Raw genomic sequence first — 20920 nt, forward strand, 5'->3', positions numbered from 1 at the left:
ATTATTTTTTCTTTAATGTGTTTAAATATTCCATTAGGTCAACTAATTCGGGCGTTGACATCCCGTCCGCTAACCCCTCCGGCATCAGCGAATTTGGTAATTGCTTGACTGATTTTAGTCCAGACGTTTTAAAATTCTGAGAAACGCCACCTGGTAAACGCATGATAATATCCGTTTCATTTTTTGAGACGATTATCCCCTGATAGGTATCGCCCTTTTTGGTACTAATTTCAAATGTTTCATAGCCAAATCCGATGCCGGCATTGGGGTGAAGTACCGACATATACATACCTTCACGTGATAACTTTGACCCAATTTCACCAAGTTTGGGGCCGAAATCAATGCCTTCGTTATTTACCTGATGGCACATCGAACATTGATCTACATATACTTTTTTGCCCGCCAAAACTACGCCTCTTTGAGAAAGTAAATCATTTAATGGTGGATGTTTTACTTTGGCCTGAGCGTTAGCGCCAGTTAAATACGTAATTGCTTCCATGCGGACTCCTTTTCGCCAAGACTTGCTAACCGATTCTACCACGGATGGAATTAGATTAGTTGGTACCTCTTTATTTTTCAATAATTTTAATACCAAATCCTCGCCTTTAGGATAGGAATTGCCCAAGCCACGTGCCGCATCCCGACGAACGTTCGCATCGATTTTCGGATCATTTACAACGGCTAAAAGTAGGGTTAAGCTTTCGTTGTTACCTTGCCAACGAACCCCCTCGATAATTGCTTTCTTTTCCGCAATTGTTCCCGATTTAAATTTAGTTTGAATTACCCCCCCTTGATTCAAGGCATAAATAACTTTGGTTGTTGGCCGACTATTTTTCCCTGCTAACAGGTCTTTAAGCAGGCTAGGAGCCATTTCTGTTAAATTATATTTTTCAATTAATTCCAAATATTCATTTCCTTCGACTTTGGCCAGCATACTGATGACGGTTTTGCGAGCTGCAGGATTTTGCTGGATATATTCAGCCGAAATGTGGCGCAAGGCTACCATAGCTAAGCTAGGTTCCTTTTGCATCGATTCATTTATAATTTGCATTAATTGGGACGATTTTTCGTTTCCTGGTACGAAATCAAATGCCCTGAAATAGCGAAGTTTTTCGGTTAATGGTTTCGCTTCGCGAACATAAGAAACTAAATACGGCACTGATTTCGATGAACGTGCCCGCCAAATTATATCGCGATTTAATTGATTTGAAGCTAAATATGACGATAAACGCGTATCCCAATTTCCATCAGCTCCAATACCTAAAGCCTCTAAATACCAGCGATCTCCCGACTCATATTGCAAAGCTAATGCTGTCCAAATTGCATCCGCTTCTGGTGTTGTAATGTGGCGTAAGGCAATGGCTAATTCCCGTCTAACTTGAGGATTAGGGTCCTTTTGTAACTTTTGGGCATGGGCTTGCCAGCTTGCAAAAGGTAAACGTTTCATCGCGCGTATGCCCAACATGCGGAAGTTAGGATCGGAATCTTGAACGGCTTTTTCGATAAAACTTGCTCCATTGGGACCTTGAATTAGCATCCATAAGGCACGCGCTTTTAAACGCGGATTTTGTTCAGTGGAATAGGCCGTTTCAAGACCTGCTAATCCCAATTGTACTAATTTTTGATAGCCTAAATAGCGCGTGGCCAAGTTTGGATTATTTAAAGCTGCTAATGCGCCTGATGGAGTTGTTAAATCAAGTGCTGGAACACGGTAAGCATGCCCTTTTGGTGCGATGCGGTAAATTCGTCCTTTAGTTTGGTCACCCGCTTGGTGCCCTCCCACACCTGGATCGTACCAATCAGCCACGAATACGGAACCATCGGGTGCAACTGTTACGTCGGCCGGACGAAACCACTGATCTTTTGAACCATCAATTAAGTTAACGATACTGGCTTCATATCCAGCTCCTTTCGGTTTTACCGGATATGCCCTTACAACATTTGGGCCTGCATCTGTATGGATCATTTGACCTTGAAAAACAGTTGGCAATAAATTTCCTTCATAAACAATCATGCCCGTTGGCGAGCCTGATCCCGTTTGTAATAAATTGGGCATCGACCCTGGATCATTTAAATGCCAATGTCTTAATGGGATTTCAGGTTCAATATTGGTCCGGTTGGCAGACCAACCAGCCCCTGTCATTTCATCCGTATACCCATAGTTTCCATGTTCGAATACGGCATTTATGCGTACACCTTTGTTGCCATCGTCGTCATTGTCCGACTGCCAAAGTGCTCCATAGGAGTCGACGGCCACTTCGAAATTGTTTCTAAAATTATGGCCTAGGCATTCGACTTGAGAACCGTCTAAATTGCAGCGAAATGCCATCCCTTGTTTGTATTTTGTAGGTCCGATGGGATCTCTATCTTGGTCGAGTACTGGTTTTCCTTTGGCGTCTAGCAATTGTTTTCCTTCATTACCAATATTAAAATATAATTTACCGTCTGGTCCAAAAGAAAATGCGTGTGCTCCGTGATCGTGTTGCTCACCACCTATGCCTTGAAAAAGTATCTCTTTACGGTCGGCAACGCCATCTCGGTTGTCGTCAAACATTTTCCAGATGTACGGACTTTGAGATACAATGACCATCGAATCTAGTACAGCGATACCCAAGGGCGCGTTTAGTTCCGGAGATTGATAGAAAATTTTCTGAGAATCTGCTACACCATCGCCATCCGTATCTTCTAAAATAAGGATGCGATCGCCCTTCGGATTAGTTGGATTACCACTTATAGCCGGTCGGTAATTATACGCCTCAGTAATCCAAACTCTTCCCTTCGAATCGATGTCCATGTTGGTGGGATTCTTCAACATAGGCTCAGTCGCAAATGTGGTAATCTGCACCTCCGGGTGAACGACTAAACTAGTATGAAACTCGCGAAGCGAATCTGTGGGAACAATTCCTGATTTAGGTGCTTGATTGGCTTGAAATGCACTAATCCCAAGCATGCCTAAGCAAGATGCCATGATCAGTGGGCGCGCGTAATGTTGTTTCATTTAGAATAGGTTTTAGCTAAAAGCTTTGGGCTAAAATTGCTTTTTTTATTGCTAAATTCCAAATGTCGTTATGAGCTAATTATTTGCTAATTAAGCGGTTGAGTTTACTTCGAAAATCCAAATAGGCCAATGTGGTTTTTGGTGTAATTAAATGATCTCTGACTAACCACTTAAGTTTTTTGAAACTTAAATCATTGAACATGTAGTAGGCTACCAAAAGATGGTAGATGCGTTTAAGAAGTGACGATTTGTTTTCGATACAATTAATCAATAACAAATGGTAACTAGCCAAGATGTTATGAATCAATTGATTGTATTTAAAATGTGTGTATTCATTAATCTTCGAATACATAAAAATTCGATTGTCAATGAATGCTTTTGATTGCGTATTGTCGGTGAAACTTTGTCCCCCTAGATTTTTGCGGTACACCGACATGCATTTGTCTATGTAGCCGATGGGGCCTTTTTCGGCTAAAACAAAGTATAATGGAATGTCTCCACTTTTACATTCAACAAACCAATCAGGTAATGTTGAAACATATTTTCTCCGCATCATGACGCTCGCTGTTGCCATGAACCATGTTTCTTTCTCTACTAAAAAGTCGGTGGTATTCGTCCAAAGTGCTTGATTCGAATCGTTTACATATTCACTTGCACGACCACTACCATCATCATAGAAAATTTCAGCATTGTGAAAACAAGCTGAAGCTACTGGATTAGAATCGAGAAACTCAATTTGTGTTTGTAGCTTGTGATTGTCGTTCCAATAGTCGTCACCCTCTATTAAAATTATATACTCCCCTTTACATTGAAGAAAACAATGTAGCGAGTTTGCTTTAGCTCCTACATTTTTTGAACGTATAAATGCTTTAATCTTGTCAGGGTATGCCAAGGCATATTCAGAAACAATTTGTGGGGTTTTATCAGGAGAATGATCTTCTCCTATCAATAATTCATATTCAAAATTGACAACTTGACTTAGTATATTGTCTAAACAATTTCGAATATAATCTTCATGCCTGTAGGTAATAAGACAAATGCTTAATTTGGGGTTTTCTGGTGTATTTGGTTTGCCAAAAATGTCTTTGTCTAGGTAGCTGTAATCCATTCGAACGAGATAATCAATAATTCTTTGCGCGTGGAATTAACATCCACGCGCAAAGATAGGATTTTATCGTATAGTTGAGAAATTCGTCGGGCTCATGTAGATAGTTTCTACCTTCTCAACGATTTTCCCTTCTTTTTCAGAAGCATCTCGTGCTTGAATCCAATTCGGATCTAAACGAAAAGCATCAAAGCTTGCTTTTCCAGCTGCCTCACTTTTGTGGGCTAAGAAATATAACAACTTACTTGGAGAACCGTCCTTTGGAATTGTTGTAAAGTAAGCAATGTTCTCCATGCCATGTTTTTTGAAAAGCTTCAGGGTGTGATTACGGAAGCGAGCTAATAAATTGGGTAATTTATCCGGCATCGCTGCATACGTGCGCATTTCAAATGTCCGATCTTCAGCACCTTTCGATGGCTTGATTTTTGGACTAAAATCAGTCGCTTGCATGAATATGCTGGTCACTTTGGCAACAATCTTGCCGCTTTCTTCTGACTTTTTAGCAACTTCTTTCCATTCTGGGTCACGTCCAAATTTTTTCCAAGATGAATCACGTTCTACTTGACTTGGATATGATAAGATGTAATACAAGGCATTTTCTGAATTGTTATTTGGAATCCAATAGCCCACATTGGTCATACCGTGTTTTTCGAAAATTTTAGTAGTATGATTCGTAAAACGTTGTATCAATGCGTCTAAACGTCCCGGATGGCAATAATAAATGCGCATTTCATAGTAACGAGAATCTGGTTTTTTGGCCAATGAGCCAAAGGAAACAGCGAGCATAAGTAGTAAGATTAATTTTTTCATAGGTTTTTTTTATTGCTTGAATGCTAAAGTTAGGGTTTGAAATTCGATAAATTATCCTGATTCACTTTTTTTAGTTTAGTCGGCGCGCCAAAATATGCTGAATACCCGCAAACAGAACTTCTGGCTTAAGTGTTCGCCATTGGGGTACATTTAAATTTCCACCAAAATTGATGTAATAATCCACGTGATATTTTGTCCATTCCGCCTCCACAAATGGGGCAAATTGTAACGCCGCAATCCACCCATCCGCTACTTCTTCAAACCATTCGGCATAATAATCATCTTCAAAACTTCCATGAAAGTTGAATACATTTTCGCCTAATAAAATAAAATGTTTGATACCAGCTGAAAGTAAATGATCAATCACCTGTCGCTTGAACAACATAATGTCATTATGTAACGTGTCGTTCCATTCCCCAAATAACTCGATGATGCTGAATTGCTTATCGTAGTCCGTATATAAAATTTTACAAAAAAGTGTTTCAGAATCTATTTCATCCCATAGTGGATGGATGTAATAACCATAAATAGCGTGCTCATATTCCGTTTGTGAATAGGAACGCCCATAAAATGGCGATTTTTTATCATGTGCCGCATTGTACAGGGATTCCCACTGATAGGATGGTTCAATTTCTTGCATAAGCTTCAAATTAAGTGTAAAAGCCGCACATCCGCAAGATTTTTCGCAAGGAACAAGCATGCAACCAATCGGCAAATATGCGCATCTAGCTTACCGTTTTAAAAAATATATTAAAACATCCAGTACCTTGTATTGCAAAGTACTATAAAATTTATTAGTTTTGCGAACCGAAAATTTAAAAATCAATGAAAGTCAAATTAGTACTTCTAATTACCATCTTTTTTTTATCAGCGGAGTCAGTGTTGGCCTTAGGATTGCCTACTCGCTTATATCCAGCCAAAGTCATTAAAAAGACAATTCAGGTAATCGTTAAAAAAGTAGGGCGCTAAATCCTAAATTTTCCGTTAATTTTGAGCGTCTAAACCAAACGTTCATGTTGTTTGCATCTATTTCTTGGAGTCCCGATCCTACCATAATTGATTTATTTGGTTTTCCCGTTCGCTGGTATGGATTGTTTTTTGCATCCGCCTTTTTAGCCGGATTCCAAATTGTTAGCTACATGTTTAGGCAGGAGGGGAAATCCACTGAACAAGCGGATCAATTACTGATGTACACGATGGTCGCCACCATCATTGGTGCTCGGGCTGGGCATTATTTTTTCTATGAATTTCAATTGCTACAAGCTGATCCCGTTCGCTTTTTTCTGCAAATGATCACGCCCCCATTTTCAGGTTTAGCATCGCATGGTGCAGGAATTGGTTTATTTACCGCCTTTTATCTATATGCCCGAAAGCATAAAGGGATGTCTTACTTATACATCACAGATCGCATGGTGCCAGCCGTCGCTTTCGCTGGTTTCTGTATTCGGATGGGAAATCTGATGAATTCGGAGATTATTGGTAAGCCCACTGAACTTCCTTGGGGATTTAAATTTTTAAAAGATACTGAGTTTAATCCCTTCGGCGACCCCAATCTCGTTTTGGCGCGCCATCCATCGCAGCTCTATGAGGCGCTTTCGTGCCTGGTGATTTTTTTCGTTTTGATGTGGTTTTGGTCGAAAAAGAAACAAGCAACACAAGAGGGTCTGATGACAGGCTATTTCATGATTGTACTCTTTACGCTTCGGTTTTTTTACGAGTTCCTGAAAGAAAATCAAAGCTCATTTGAAAATAATTTGACGTTAAATATGGGTCAAATTCTTTCCATTCCCTCCGTGCTTTTTGGCGTCCTCGTGTTGGCTTATTCGTATAAAAAGGCTAATCAACAAACGTGATTTAATCTGAATACGTAAATTTTAGATGGTCCAGGTTTGGGAGATTTGGTTTAGGCCGACTTAACTCATGTTTGTAAATCACCTCTCCCAGGTGCTTAAAGAACGGAAATCCAATTGAATCATATTCGTATTTGTCATCGTTGAATATTTCATCTTCATTGCAATAGATCGTGGCAGTGACCATAAATTCTACTTTATGCTTGAAATCAACGAAATAAGCATTGTCCAATAAAAATCCATAGGCATCACCCACTTTATTAAAAATACGTACATCCGGATTAAGCTGCGCATGTTTATCCCCACCATATAAAATAAACTTGCAATAGGCAGGCCCGATGGTACTGTCGGCTGAATATGATGGCTTTTTGGACTCTGTGGGGTATGCCGACATATATCGATACAGGAAGCGATAATCTTCTTCATTTAATTTGAATCGATCTTTTGCTGCGAAGGACGCTGGGAACATTAATCGTTTCAAGAAATCATGTTGGGCCTGTAACGGGAACGCATTTTTAAACCCAAACGAAACAGGGTGCATGATCACCCGACCAGAATCATTCATCACACCTTTCCCTATAATAGTTTGCATTGGATTAGGAGCTTGAATTTGCTGCTTGTTAAACTGTTCTTTTTGTCGCCAAACAACATCGCCTTGATCATTTACAAACTGCACCGGATTTGTATATTGATTTTCAAGTAAGGGAATAGATGTCTGTAAACGATGTGTGAAGCGAACGCCTTCAAAGCCTTTGGAGACCATCGTTTTATTGAAATTCTTTTGCCCCAAAAATTCATATAATCGATTGTATGCTTCGTTATCGGAAACCAATAAGATCTTCTTAATGTATTGTTCTATACTCGGTTTGCCATTCGCCGCGCTCGTGTCGCGTAAAACTTCGAGCTGCGTCGGTCGGTTTTTCAGCGTTTGAAACGTCGTCGCTTTGTCGATTTTTAGTTTGTTTATTTTCTCTAATGCCAGCACACTTGCAGCTAATTTCACGGTACTCGCCGGATAGAAATATTCATTTGCATCTACCCGATACGCATGCGTCGTAAATGTTGCTTGATTGGAGGCATCTCGGTCAATTTGCGTGTATAAAATCTGTAACCGGTATTTAGAAGGATTATCTGTCAAGTGTTTGAAATAGCTTGGATTTGCCTTCAACAACTGTTCAATAACCCGGTCTTGCGCCTGAATACAAGTATTTGAAAGTAATGTCATTAGCAGGAGTCCTTTAAGCGTTTTCATAGGTGCTGAGGGCTTGAGTTAGTTCGTCAATATCCTGCATATTTAAGCATGAAGGCAGTATGGCTCTACATAGGGGCGCCGACTTGGGATTTGGATATGCGAACTGATTGCACAAAAATCCATGTGATTTTAAATGGTCAAAAAGTGCTGGTTCATCAGAACTGAATGCGGGATAATTGGGTACAAAATGTACTTGTGTAGCATTTTTGGTAAATGCTTTCGCTAGTTCACTAGATTGGATCATTCGTTCATCATATGCTTCTTGGGCATGCAAGCAGGCATACACATAAGCAGGATTTGCTGGCGATGCTCCAATCCAAAAAGGGTCTTGTTTGATGGCTTCAATATCCTTGCTTTTTCCTAAAACGATTCCCGCTGGAATGCCAAAAGCCTTGGATAATGAGCTAGTTTGAATCAATTGAGCAGGAGTTTGTATCTGTATGGGAACGATTCCTAGTCGGTGCGTTTCATCCACAATCAAGGTCTGGTATGCCAACAAATTTTCTTCAAATCCCGTCAAAAATTCTTCCACCCACGGTGATCCTATGCCATCCATACACAGAATTTGTGCCTCATTTTCCCAATCAGCAAATGCACCTGGCGCAGGCATAAGTGGATGGCGCCACAAGGCAGGATGTGTTTTAGGGGCTAATGAAATACCGGCATCCGGATGTTTTTGCATGATGTATTGCATAGCTGTTTGACCGGCCAATAAGCCTGAGCTACACAGCGCAGCGGCCTCCACCTGAAAGCGTTTGGCTAACACATTTTCTAAATTTTGCCACACATCCATGCGGTAATTATTCAGTCGGGAGCTGCCCCAATTTTGACTGAAAATTCGAATCCCCTCCTGTAATTTTTCTTGGAAAAGGGGATGGGTGCCTATGTTTAGGTAGTTTGTTCCTCCAAGCCAACGGTATTCCATCCCCTCGAAAGAAATGAGGCGCTCGGGGATGTGATTATCGTGGATTTGGTAGGACATTACTTTCGGATTAATTCAGCACCTGTTCCGGCTGCCTTCGCATAGCTTACAGTTCCGTAATGAATGGTGATGCCACGGGAGATTTGATCGTCAACTAACAAACAACCGTCCATGTCAACATAGTCTAATAAGGGCAATAAATGCGCAATGGCTGAGCAACCGATTGTTGATTCAGTCATGCAACCTACCATCACCTTAAGTCCGAGGCTTTTGGCTTCTTTGATCATACGCAATGCTGGGGTTAGCCCACCGCATTTCATGAGTTTGATATTTACCCCATGGAAAAATCCGGCACATTTGGCTACATCTTCTTCCAAAATGCAAGACTCATCTGCAATGATGGGCAAAACAGATTCCTTGTAAACCTTTTTCATTCCCTCCCAATTGTCGGCTTTCAACGGTTGCTCAATAAATTCAACACCGAATTTCTGCAACTCTGGCGCAAAATAAATAGTTTGCTCGGGTGTCCAAGCTGTATTTGCATCTACCCGAAAAACAGCATCCGTTTCTTTTCGTAAAGCCTCAACAATCTCTAAATCATCGTCCGTGCCTAACTTGACTTTATACAGCGGGAATGGCATTTCACACATTTTGTCAACCATTTTTTCCACGGTATCCATACCAATGGTATAGTCGGTGATTGGATTTTTTGAGATATCCAATCCCCAAATTTCGTATAATGGTTTATCATGCGTTTTGCCCCATAAATCCCAATAAGCAACGTCTAAAGCACATAATGCAAAGGGGTGATCGTCCAATAAGGTTTTGGATAGCATCTTCCAAAAATCGGTAGGATGCGGGAGAATATCATGCGGCAAGAGGTGTCGAATACTTTCCACCTGCGCGACCATTTTTTCCATGGTGACACCATAGTAGGGTGTTTCTGTTGCTTCGCCGAAACCGCTTTTGCCATGCCAACTCAACTCCACGATGAGCGTGGGTTGAACATCACGCGATTCATGCGTGATCGTAAATGTATGCTTGAGCGGTAAATCGAATTGATGAAGCTTCAGTTCCATACACGATTATTTTAGTGAAATATAGGGCAATTGGGTGTCTTTTTGACCTGCTTTTTGCCAAACTAATCCGTCTGCTTTTGACCAGCCAATTAAATCTCCCGAACCATTGTGAGCCAACGTTTCTCCATTTTCAACAGGGATCCAATGATCTAAATCTGCCAAAGGTTTTGGTAAGAATTTGATTTCTTTTTCAGCGTAGGTCGGAAAATCGCCCGATACCCAAGGCAGGAAATAAACCCAAAAACAAGTCAATGTAGAGATTGGATTGCCTGGAAAAGCAAAGATTACTTTACCGTCTGGACGGGTGGCCACCAACATTGGTTTGCCTGGTTTTTGGGCAATTTTATGAATGATCGTTTCGAAGCCGACCTCTGTTAATGCGGCCGGAATAAAGTCTTTTTTGCCTGCAGATACACCCCCTGATAGCAAAATGATATCATTGGATTCTAATGCTTTTTCCAGGTTGGCCTTAATTTTTTCAATCGAATCAGGTAAATGGCTCGAATTAGCCTTAAAGCCTTTGGATAATAAAACCGATTTCATCATCATGACGTTCGAGCTGCGAATTTGGTGTGCGGCAGGTGTTTCATGGAGACCTACGATTTCATCTCCTGTGGAGAAAATATGTACGTGGGGTTTTGACTCTACCTCGATGTGTGCCTTTCCTACAGAAGCGGCGATGGCAATTTCAATCGGCCCAATTTTAGTTCGTTTTTTGACTACAATGGATCCTTCTTGCGCATCCATACCTTGCGTATGAATAAATTGTCCTTTCGTTAAAGGAGTTTTGCCAATGTAGGTGGCTATTTTTTTCTCGATGCTAAGATCTTCTATTTTAATGATGGCTTCCGTGCCTTTAGGAGCAGTTGCGCCCGTCATAATTTGCAGGGAACCATCCATTTTTTTAATCGCTTTTACAGGCTCGCCTGCAAATAAAATGCCCTCGATTTTCCAAGTAGGTGCCGTGATATCTTTGACGGCAATACCGTCCATCATCGCACGGTCAAAGGGTGGAAAATCACGGTCTGCCACTATTTTTTCAGCCAAATTCATGCCCAATGTTTTTGCTAGGGGTAGTTTTTCAGTCCGGAATGGGATGGTGATGTTTTTTAAAACGGCAATCGCTTCAATAGGGCTAATCATGTTTGTTGGTTTACGTATTTGATAAATTTCGCTAAAAATTGCCAAATCTCCCGTATTTTCGTAAGCTAAATTTGAAATGTATATGTCAAACGATTTTTCTCACTTACAAGCTGATGGCACCCCAGGCATGGTGGATGTTAGTGCAAAAAATGAAACGGTTCGTGAAGCGAAAGCGCAATCCATCGTGTATTTGGGAGCAGAAATTGTCCAACATTTCGAAGCGGCCGGTTGGCAAAATAAAAAAGGCAGCATCCTTCAAACAGCCATAATTGCTGGTACCATGGCGGCAAAAAAGACCTCTGATTTAATTCCATTATGCCATCCACTCGGATTAGATTCGTGTAAATTCGAAACGGAAGTTCAGTCTGATCAAATTATCATTACATGTATTTGTCGGCTTGAGGCTAAAACCGGTGTTGAGATGGAAGCGCTTGTTGGCGCTTCAGTTGCCGCCTTAACAGTATATGACATGTGCAAATCTGTATCCAAAGGCATCGTCATTAAAGAAACCAAATTGATATCCAAGTCGGGTGGTAAGTCCGATTTCAATGCCTGATATGTCATCACATCACATCATTCGCGATAAACAAGAACCTGCGCTAATCATTGCGAATGGGGAGGCGTGTTCGATGGATATGTTGGATCAGTTGCTAGAATGGTCACCCACAGTCATTGTGCTAGATGGCGCATTGGAACGTGTGATTTCGTTGGGTATCAAAGTGGATGTGTGGTTGGGCGATTTTGACCATGTGAACAGTGAAGATTTCAGTCATTATCCGTTGAAAAAAGTACACACGCCTGATCAGAATTTGACTGATTTAGAGAAGGCTTTTGAATATTTATTAGAAGAAGGATATCCGGCAGTTAATGTAGTTTGGGCGTCCGGAAAACGCATGGATCATACGCTAAATAATTTTCATTCCATGGTTCGGTACGGTCGGCAATTGAAGATTGTCTTCTTCGATGATTATTCAACATCCTATTTATTGCCGCCAACATTTGAGAAATGGTATCCGGCGAAAACGCCCATTTCACTCATCCCATATGGTGAGGCTCATCAGGTAACATCTGCTGGACTTTTATACGATTTGAATCATCCCTTGTTAAGCTTGGGTACGCAAACAAGTTCGAGTAATGAAACGCGGCAAGATGGACTTGTTAAGATTTCGTACGAAAGTGGATCACTTATTTTGATGGAGTGCCACGATTAATTTTGTCCTGTTCGGACGGATTGTAAAACACGGGGCGCGACGGAACCTCTGGGAAATAATTTTGTTCTACCCAATGTCCCGGAAAATCATGTGGATATTTATAATCTGCACCATAATTCAAATCTTTCATCATCCGCGTGGGCGCATTGCGTAAATGCAAAGGCACGGGTAAATCGCCCGTTTGTTCCACATAGGCCATCGCTTTGTTAATGGCATTATAGGCCGAATTACTTTTAGGTGATGTGGCCAAATAAATCACCGTTTGCGAAAGAATGATCCGCGATTCGGGATTGCCAATAACTCGGATGGAATCGAAGCAAGATTGAGCTAGTAACAGTGCGTTTGGATTGGCTAGGCCAATATCTTCGGAGGCTAGGATTAGTAGGCGCCGACCGATAAACTCGAGGGATTCGCCGCCGGCGAGCATGCGAGCCAACCAGTATACGGAAGCATCTGGATCTGAACCTCGGATTGATTTAATGAAGGCGGAAATGATGTCGTAATGTTGTTCGCCGTCCTTATCGTATTGCGCGAGGTTTTTTTGAAGGCGTTCAGTTACGAGTGCATTCGTGATGTCGAGCGAATTTCCTCCTTCTGTCGTAATTAACAGCTCAAATAAGTTGAGCAATTTTCGCCCATCACCACCTGAAAAATGAAATAAAGCATCCGTTTCTGTGAGCGTGATGGATTTGTTCGTGAATAATTTATCCGTACTAATTGCCTTATCGATGAGTTGGCGCAAATGTACGTCATTCAGTGCCTCTAACACATACACTTGACAACGAGATAAAAGGGCTGAAATAACCTCAAATGACGGGTTTTCTGTGGTTGCGCCTACTAAGGTGACGATGCCTTTTTCAACAGCGTTCAGCAAGGAATCTTGTTGGGACTTCGAAAAACGGTGAATCTCATCGATAAAAAGAATCGGCGATTGCGCCTCAAACATGCGGTTCTTTTTCGCTAATTCCAATGTTTCGCGCACATCCTTGACGCCGGATGAAACGGCCGAAAGCGTATAAATGGTGCGTTTTAGGGCGCTGGCTAGTAAGGTTGCCAGGGTGGTTTTGCCTACTCCGGGAGGACCCCACAGAATGCAAGAGGGAAGATGGCCTGCCTCGATGGCTTTGCGAAGTGGTGCTTGTGCCCCAATGACCTTTTCTTGACCAATGTAGTCATCCAATGTAGTGGGGCGCATGCGCTCTGCGAGTGGTTGCATCATGCTTCGAAGTTACGTGAATTTTGTAAAATAGAAATAGATTGAGTAGCTTGGAGTCCTAATTAAACCTATGATAATATGACTACATCTAGACGTTCGTTTTTGCGCAATTCAGCCTTTGGGCTAGGCGCGATGGCCTTTGCTTCACCTGTTTTGCAAAGTTTAGCCGCAGTAAAATACAAGAAATTAGTGGGTATTCAATTGTATTCCATTCGCGAAGATATGCGTAAGGATCCACAAGGTACCTTAAACGCTTTGGCAGAAATGGGCTACAAATATGTAGAGCATGCGAATTACATCAACCGTAAGTTTTACGGTTGGGAAGCCAAAGAATTCAAAAAGCGCCTCGACGATTTAGGCATGAAAATGCCATCTGGTCACACGGTGATGGGTAAAGCGCATTGGGATGATGCGAAAAATGATTTCACTGATTTATGGAAATACACAGTTGAAGATGCAGCTGTCATGGGCCAGGAATTGGTGATTAGTCCGTCGATTGACATGGGTATTCGCAAGGATAAAAATCTCTTGTTGAAATACATGGAAATCTTTAACAAGTCGGGTGAATTATGTAATAAATCAGGCATGCGTTTTGGTTACCACAATCACGATTTCGAGTTCTCTGAGAAATTGGACGGGGAATTGTTGTATGATATCATGTTGAACAATACGGATCCAAAATTAGTGGCCCAACAACTTGACATAGGTAATATGATCAACGGAGGTGGTGTTCCATCTGAGGTTATGAAGAAATTCCCTGGTCGTTTTGTGTCTATGCACGTAAAGGACGAAGTTCCGGCAGCAGGAGGACATGAGAAATTCGAATCAACGATATTAGGTAAAGGATCAGGCCAAATCGATGTGCAAGCTTTAGTGAAGTTGGGCGACAAAGAAGGCGGAACCAAGCATTTTATCATCGAACAAGAATCATACCAAGGATTAAAACCGCTTGATTGCATGAAGGAGAATATTGCCATCATGCGCGGTTGGGGGTATAAATAATTAATGTAGAGACGTGATACCTCGCGTCTAGAAAAATGTAGAGACGCGATACCTCGCGTCTAGAAAAATGTAGAGACGTGATACCTCGCGTCTAGAAAAATGTAGAGACGTGATACCTCGCGTCTAGAAAAATGTAGAGACGCAATACTTTGCGTCTATTAAAAAATGAGACGCGAGGTATCGCGTCTCTACATGTATAAAATGAATAAACTAACCCTCATCGCCCTACTCGCAGCGCCTTTTTTGGCATCTGCGCAATCTGCATTAAAACCAGTGATTACGCAAAAAGCGGACGCCTTGAAAGACAAGGTGATTGCTTGGCGTCGGGACTTTCACGAACATCCTGAATTGGGTAATCAAGAAGTACGTACGGCAGGAATTGTGGCGGCACATTTGCGTTCTTTGGGAATTGAAGTCCAAGAAAAAGTTGCTCGCACGGGTGTGGTGGGTGTTTTAAAAGGAGGAAAGCCTGGGCCGGTTGTGGCCTTACGTGCCGACATGGACGGCTTGCCTGTCACAGAACGTGGTGATTTGCCTTTCAAGTCCAAGGTTACTGCGGAATTCAATGGCCAAAAAACAGGTGTCATGCATGCTTGTGGACACGATTCGCACGTAGCTATTTTAATGGCCGTGGCAGAAATTTTAGCTTCAGAGAAAGCGAATTTAGCCGGAACAGTCAAGTTTATTTTCCAGCCAGCTGAAGAAGGCGTTTATAACGATAAAGGTGAAATGATTCTTTCGGGAGCCGAATTGATGGTGAAGGAAGGCGTAATGGAAAATCCGAAAGTTGATGTGATTTTTGGTTTACATATTGCAGCTGGTTCAAATAACGGCGTTTTAGAATACAAGCCAGGTGCTACGATGGCAGCAGTTGACCAATTGGACATTAAGGTCAAAGGAAAGCAAGCGCATGGCGCAAGTCCTTGGACGGGAATTGACCCGATTGTGATCTCGTCTCAAATTATTATGGGCTTACAAACCATTGTTTCCCGTTCTGTGAATATTACAGAGGATCCTGCGATTGTGACGGTGGGAGCTATTCATAGTGGAATTCGTCAAAACATCATTCCTGAATCTTCGCATATGATTGGAACGATTCGAACGTTTGGGGTGGAGCAGCGTAAATTAGTACACCAACGAATCAATGACATTGCAACAAATATCGCGGAAAGTGGTGGTGGAAAGGCGGAAGTAACGATTGGTACTGGGTATCCGGTAACTTATAATAATCCAGAATTAGTTGAAAAAATGTTGCCAACCTTGCAGGGAGTGAATGGAAAAGATCGCGTGCGTATTATTGCAGCGCATACGGGCGCAGAAGATTTTTCTTTTTTCCAACAAAAAGTTCCAGGATTCTTTTTCTTTTTGGGAGCAAGACCGGATAGTAAAAAGGCCGACGAAGTCGCTGGGCACCATACGCCAGACTTTCATTTAGATGAAGGACATTTTCAAGTTGGGGTGAAAGCCTTAAGTAGCTTGGTGGTTGATTATATGGATATGGCGCAGCCGAAGAAAAAGAAATAGAGTTTTAAGCCCATGGTCTTTAGTCTAGGGTTTAGTATATAATAAATAGTGCGGTTTTATAATTTTGTTTCAAAAAAATGGTCACCAAAAATTAATTTAACTATCCCTACCTAGGATAGGATTGTTACGCACTTTTTGTATCGTATTTTTATCTGAAATAATATAAAGTATCAATTATGTACAATCATGTATCTTATCTCTGGGATGATGCTAAAGCAGCAGCGCTTGCGGGGAATGAAGTTGACCTATTTATCTATCGCTCGAATATCTTAGGCGCAGATTTACGCATTACAAATTACGGCGGTGGTAATACATCGGTCAAATTACAGGGTAAAGATCCCTTAACAGGTTCTGAAACCGAGGTAATGTGGATTAAAGGTTCTGGTGGCGATATTGGGACATTGAAGAAGTCGGGCTGCGCAGCTTTATATGTGGATCGTTTACGCTCCCTAACAAATGTGTACCGCGGTTTGGAGCATGAAGATGAGATGGTTGAATTATTCAACCATTGTATTTTTGATTTAGCGTCCAAAGCCCCATCAATTGATACCCCTTTACATGGCTTTTTACCTTTCAAACATATCGATCATTTACATCCAGATGCAGCTATTGCAATTGCGGCATCAAAAGATGGAGAGCAAATCACAAAAGATCTTTTTGGGGGTTTAATCGGCTGGGTAGGTTGGCAACGCCCTGGTTTCGATTTAGGTTTGCAATTAAAAGCTTGTTTAGACGAAGCAGCTTCGCGTGGTGTCCAATTGCGTGGCATCATGTTGGGTTCTCACGGATTATTTACGTGGGGAGATACTTCTTATGATTGTTACATAAATACCTTAGAAGTCATAGAAAAATGTGCGGCTTACATTGAGTCGAAGACAAAAACGGTCTTTGGTGGTGCGCGCCGTGAATCTTTTTCTCCTGCGGAACGCAAAGAAAAAGCGGCAGAATTGGCGCCGGTGCTTCGTGGTTTTTGTTCCTCGCATGTACAAATGGTGGGACATTTTTCCGACGATGAGCGTGTGTTACAATTTATAAATTCACATGATTTAGATCGTTTGGCTCCACTAGGCACCTCTTGCCCGGATCACTTTTTGCGGACAAAAATTTCGCCTTTAGTATTGGGTTCCGATGTTTCTGTGGAGGCTTTGACGCCTTTGTTTGCGGATTACCGCGCCATGTATGGAGCGTATTACGATTCTTGCAAACGCGCGAATTCTCCGGGAATGCGTGACCCGAATCCGGTCGTTATTTTATATCCAGGCGTGGGTATGTTTACTTTTGCAAAGGACAAACAAACTGCGCGGGTGGCCGCAGAGTTTTATACAAATGCTATCAACGTGATGCGTGGAGCTGAGGCGATTTCGTCATATACTTCGCTACCACGTCAAGAGGCTTTTGATATCGAATATTGGTTATTAGAGGAGGCGAAATTACAACGCATGCCTAAACCAAAATCTTTATCTGGTCGCGTCGCTTTTGTGACCGGTTCAGGAGGCGGAATAGGTAAGGCAATTGCCAAAAAGATGGTTCAAGAAGGTGCTTGTGTGATTTTGAATGATGTGAACGCAGATCGTTTGGCAGAGGCGAAAGAAGAGTTTGTCGCCTTGTTTGGCAAAGATGTGGTGTCGACTGTCATCGCAGATGTGACTAATCAAGATTCTATTGAAGCGGCGATGAAGCAGGCTTGTCTAGATTTTGGTGGTGTAGATTTGATCGTGAACAATGCGGGTATTTCCATTTCGAAAGGAATTTTGGAGCATACGCAGGCCGATTGGGATAAACTATATGATATATTAGTGAAGGGGCAATACCTCGTTTCGCAAGCGTCAATTGCCGTGATGCGTAAGCAAGGGCTAGGTGGAGACATTGTGAATATTGTTTCAAAAAACGCCTTTGTTGCCGGACCGAATAACGTTGGTTATGGAAGTGCGAAAGCAGCTCAGGCACACATGACACGCTTATTGGCCGCTGAATTAGGACCAGATCATATCCGTGTAAATACTGTTAACCCGGATGCCGTAATCGCAGATTCAAATATTTGGTCTGGTGGATGGGCGGAAGGTCGCGCCAAAGCCTACGGTGTCACCGTAGCTGAATTGCCTGCCTACTATGCAAAACGGACACTTTTAAACGAATCCATATTACCAGAGGATATTGCCAATGCATGTTTTGCTTTCGTGGGTGGTTTATTAGATAAATCTACCGGAAATGCCTTGAATGTGGATGGGGGCGTTGCCGCAGGATTTTTACGATAGAGGCCGATGAATATTTCGAATCATAACGAGGCGCAGCTTGCTCAGCATGTGCGCCGATTGGATTTCTTGAAATCCGAAGTGGATTTGCCGGTTGGCATTTTGCAGAAATTAAAAGATTTTCAAATTGCAATTCCATCGTGGGCATTAGGCACAGGAGGAACGCGTTTTGGCCGTTTCTCCGGTGGAGGCGAACCCCGTAATTTAGAAGAGAAAATTGCTGACGTTGGTTTATTGCATGCGTTAAATCAATCTTCAGGAGCTATTTCTTTGCATATTCCTTGGGATATTCCGACGGACCCTGCGGCCATTCGTACATTAGCTTCTCAACATGGGTTAGCGTTTGATGCCGTAAATTCAAATACCTTTCAAGATCAAGCAGATCAAGCTCATTCCTATAAGTTTGGATCCTTGCAACATGTTTCTGCGGCAACTCGGAAACAAGCTGTAGATCATAATATAGAGGTGATTAAACATGGGGTAGAGCTCGGATCTAAGGCATTGACAGTTTGGTTGTCGGACGGTTCATGCTTTCCCGGACAGTTAAATTTCCGTAAGGCCTATGAGCGTACGGTAGATAGTTTGCGGGAGATTTATGCGGCTTTACCGGCCGACTGGTCTTTATATTTGGAATACAAGGCGTATGAGCCCAACTTTTATTCGACGACCGTGGGTGATTGGGGAGCTTCCTACTCAATGGTGAATAAATTAGGACCCCAAGCGAAGACTTTGGTGGATTTAGGTCATCATTTGCCGAATGCCAACATTGAGCAAATCGTTTCGATTTTATTGATGGAAGGTAAATTAGGTGGTTTTCACTTCAACGATTCGAAATACGGCGACGATGATTTGACTGCAGGTTCTATCAAACCTTATCAGTTATTTTTAATCTTCAATGAATTGGTAGACGGAATGGATGCGAAAGGGATGAATCATGCCAAAGATCTTGGTTGGATGATTGACGCCTCGCACAATGTGAAAGATCCTTTGGAAGACTTATTGCAATCTGTGGAAGCGATCCAAATTGCCTACGCACAAGCCTTGTTGGTGGACCGTGCCGCTTTAGAAGCAGCCCGTGAAGCAAATGATGTGGTGCGTTGCCAAGAGATTTTGCAAGCCGTATTCCGTACGGATGTCCGGGCTTTAGTTGCTCAAGCACGTTTGGAATTAGGCGGTGCTTTGGATCCGATTGCTTTGTTTCGTCACGAAAAAATGCGTGAACAGTTGACACATGCACGGGGCGCGAAAACGATTGCTACTGGACTTTAAACCATGAACGTGAAAACACCTGTAATCGCAGTTTTTGATATAGGGAAGACAAATAGGAAGGTTTTCCTGTGGTCTACTACGTTTACCGTCTTGTTCGAGAAGCAGATTCAGCTACCGGATATTGAAGATGAAGACGGATTTGAGTGCGATGATCTTTCTGCAATTCAGCAGTGGATTGTATCCACGTTTTCAGAGCTTTGCCAGTTACCCGAGTATGAGATCACCGGATTGAATTTTTCGGCTTTTGGTGCATCGTTTGTGTATGTGAATCGCATGGGAGAACCCGTGGCACCTTTATATAGTTATTTAAAACCTGTTTCTTCGCCTTTCCCTTATGCTAACTATGGGGGAGAGGCTGAGTTTGCTCGCCGGACTGCATCACCTATTTTAGGGAATCTGAATTCAGGTTTGCAGGTGTATGAGTCTACTTTCCGGCCTTTTTGGCCGGAAGTGTTTAAGGTATTGCATGTTCCTAATTATTTCGCTTCGTTGTTTACGGGCCAACTCGTTTCCGAGATTACGTCAATTGGTTGTCATACTGCCTTGTGGGATTTTGATTTAGGTCAATACCATCCGTGGACGTCACTTATTGCGGATCGCTTAGCGCCAATTTCGACGGAGGCATGTATTGAATTAGATGGAATTCGGTATGGCTTTGGCTTACATGATTCATCGGCAGCATTAATTCCTTATTTGCGCTCGATGCGGGAAGAATTTGTGCTTTTGTCGACGGGTACTTGGTGCATTGCGATGCACCCCTTTAACGAATCGCCCTTGACTGCTGATGAATTAGCGAATGATGTTTTGTGTTTTTTACAGTCAAATGGAAAAGCTGTGAAGGCGTCGCGTTTATTTGGTGGTCAATTTCATGAGGAGCAGGTAGCGCGATTAGAGATGCATTTTGGTGGATCATTCAAGGAATTGACTTTCTCCGATTGTGTTTTTGGTTTGGAAGCTAGGTCATCTAGCGTTTATGATTGTGCTTTTGCTGGGCGAGATTTAGCTGATTTTGGGGATTTGGCTTCGGCGTATGATCAATTCATGGTAGATTTAGTAGGCCAGCAAATCTTTAGTTTAAACCTTTTATTGAAAGATGCGCCCGTTAAACAATTGTTGGTGGATGGTGGTTTTAGTAAAAATGAATGGTACATGCGTTTATTGGCGCGAGCCTTTCCGCAAGTCGAAGTTTTTGCCGCAGAGGTTGCACAGGCAAGTGCGCTGGGGGCTGCTTTGATGGTTTATGATGGGGATTTACCTCAGAATTTAATTCAACTGAAACGTTATTAG

At 42.2% G+C, this 20920-nt stretch carries 17 protein-coding genes; 8 read left to right on the top strand and 9 right to left on the bottom strand.

Features of this window, described 5'->3' with window-relative positions; all coding sequences use genetic code 11:
• Position 1: 1 nt before the first annotated feature.
• From ACIQ6T_RS06150 to ACIQ6T_RS06165, 4 genes are all read right to left on the bottom strand, one after another.
• Entirely contained in the window at positions 2-2998 is a 2997-nt protein-coding gene (locus ACIQ6T_RS06150) for a PVC-type heme-binding CxxCH protein (RefSeq protein ID WP_395785033.1), read from the bottom strand.
• A gap of 79 nt (positions 2999-3077) precedes the next feature.
• Complete coding sequence (locus tag ACIQ6T_RS06155) at positions 3078-4106, bottom strand: glycosyltransferase family 2 protein (protein WP_395785034.1); 1029 nt, start codon at positions 4104-4106, stop codon at positions 3078-3080.
• Positions 4107-4169: 63 nt separating this feature from the next.
• A complete protein-coding gene (locus tag ACIQ6T_RS06160) occupies positions 4170-4913 on the bottom strand; it encodes an NIPSNAP family protein (protein WP_395785035.1) in 744 nt (247 codons plus the stop codon).
• A gap of 70 nt (positions 4914-4983) precedes the next feature.
• A complete protein-coding gene (locus ACIQ6T_RS06165; protein ID WP_395785036.1) occupies positions 4984-5553 on the bottom strand; it encodes a hypothetical protein in 570 nt (189 codons plus the stop codon).
• A 373-nt stretch (positions 5554-5926) separates the two neighbouring features.
• On the opposite strand from ACIQ6T_RS06165, the gene lgt reads away from it, so the two are divergent.
• Positions 5927-6766, top strand: coding sequence for a prolipoprotein diacylglyceryl transferase (gene lgt / locus ACIQ6T_RS06170; protein WP_395785037.1), 840 nt, complete (start codon positions 5927-5929; stop codon positions 6764-6766).
• Position 6767: 1 nt separating this feature from the next.
• Here the strand turns inward: lgt and ACIQ6T_RS06175 are convergent, their stop codons facing one another.
• The 4 genes from ACIQ6T_RS06175 to ACIQ6T_RS06190 are packed head-to-tail and all read right to left on the bottom strand — an operon-like array spanning position 6768 to position 11159.
• A complete protein-coding gene (locus ACIQ6T_RS06175; protein WP_395785038.1) occupies positions 6768-8015 on the bottom strand; it encodes a serine hydrolase in 1248 nt (415 codons plus the stop codon).
• On the bottom strand, positions 8002-8997 hold the full coding sequence (locus tag ACIQ6T_RS06180) for a hypothetical protein (protein ID WP_395785039.1): 996 nt from the start codon (positions 8995-8997) through the stop codon (positions 8002-8004). The genes ACIQ6T_RS06175 and ACIQ6T_RS06180 overlap by 14 nt, the downstream gene beginning before the upstream one ends.
• Complete coding sequence (locus ACIQ6T_RS06185; RefSeq protein ID WP_395785040.1) at positions 8997-10016, bottom strand: dipeptide epimerase; 1020 nt, start codon at positions 10014-10016, stop codon at positions 8997-8999. Before ACIQ6T_RS06185 ends, ACIQ6T_RS06180 begins: the two co-directional genes overlap by 1 nt.
• Before the next feature lie 6 nt (positions 10017-10022).
• Complete coding sequence (locus ACIQ6T_RS06190; RefSeq protein WP_395785041.1) at positions 10023-11159, bottom strand: molybdopterin molybdotransferase MoeA; 1137 nt, start codon at positions 11157-11159, stop codon at positions 10023-10025.
• An 82-nt stretch (positions 11160-11241) separates the two neighbouring features.
• Between ACIQ6T_RS06190 and moaC the strand changes: the two genes are divergently transcribed.
• Positions 11242-11715, top strand: a complete 474-nt coding sequence (gene moaC / locus ACIQ6T_RS06195; protein ID WP_395785042.1) for a cyclic pyranopterin monophosphate synthase MoaC — start codon at positions 11242-11244, stop codon at positions 11713-11715.
• A gap of 1 nt (position 11716) precedes the next feature.
• Complete coding sequence (locus tag ACIQ6T_RS06200; protein ID WP_395785043.1) at positions 11717-12370, top strand: thiamine diphosphokinase; 654 nt, start codon at positions 11717-11719, stop codon at positions 12368-12370.
• On the opposite strand, the gene ACIQ6T_RS06205 is transcribed toward ACIQ6T_RS06200, so the two are convergent.
• Positions 12345-13589 (bottom strand): replication-associated recombination protein A, encoded by a 1245-nt coding sequence (locus ACIQ6T_RS06205; RefSeq protein ID WP_395785044.1) that lies wholly within the window; start codon positions 13587-13589, stop codon positions 12345-12347. The genes ACIQ6T_RS06200 and ACIQ6T_RS06205 overlap by 26 nt on opposite strands.
• A 75-nt stretch (positions 13590-13664) precedes the next feature.
• On the opposite strand from ACIQ6T_RS06205, the gene ACIQ6T_RS06210 reads away from it, so the two are divergent.
• The 5 genes from ACIQ6T_RS06210 to ACIQ6T_RS06230 all read left to right on the top strand — a co-directional run bounded on the left by ACIQ6T_RS06210 (position 13665) and on the right by ACIQ6T_RS06230 (position 20920).
• Complete coding sequence (locus tag ACIQ6T_RS06210; protein WP_395785045.1) at positions 13665-14588, top strand: sugar phosphate isomerase/epimerase family protein; 924 nt, start codon at positions 13665-13667, stop codon at positions 14586-14588.
• A gap of 201 nt (positions 14589-14789) precedes the next feature.
• Complete coding sequence (locus ACIQ6T_RS06215; RefSeq protein WP_395785046.1) at positions 14790-16112, top strand: amidohydrolase; 1323 nt, start codon at positions 14790-14792, stop codon at positions 16110-16112.
• A 176-nt stretch (positions 16113-16288) separates the two neighbouring features.
• Positions 16289-18367 (top strand): bifunctional aldolase/short-chain dehydrogenase, encoded by a 2079-nt coding sequence (locus ACIQ6T_RS06220; RefSeq protein ID WP_395785047.1) that lies wholly within the window; start codon positions 16289-16291, stop codon positions 18365-18367.
• A 6-nt stretch (positions 18368-18373) separates the two neighbouring features.
• Entirely contained in the window at positions 18374-19633 is a 1260-nt protein-coding gene (locus tag ACIQ6T_RS06225; protein WP_395785048.1) for a TIM barrel protein, read from the top strand.
• A gap of 9 nt (positions 19634-19642) precedes the next feature.
• Entirely contained in the window at positions 19643-20920 is a 1278-nt protein-coding gene (locus tag ACIQ6T_RS06230) for a carbohydrate kinase (RefSeq protein ID WP_395785049.1), read from the top strand.

Origin of the sequence: Aquirufa sp. (genome assembly GCF_044377215.1) — a bacterium.
Taxonomy (GTDB): domain Bacteria; phylum Bacteroidota; class Bacteroidia; order Cytophagales; family Spirosomataceae; genus Aquirufa.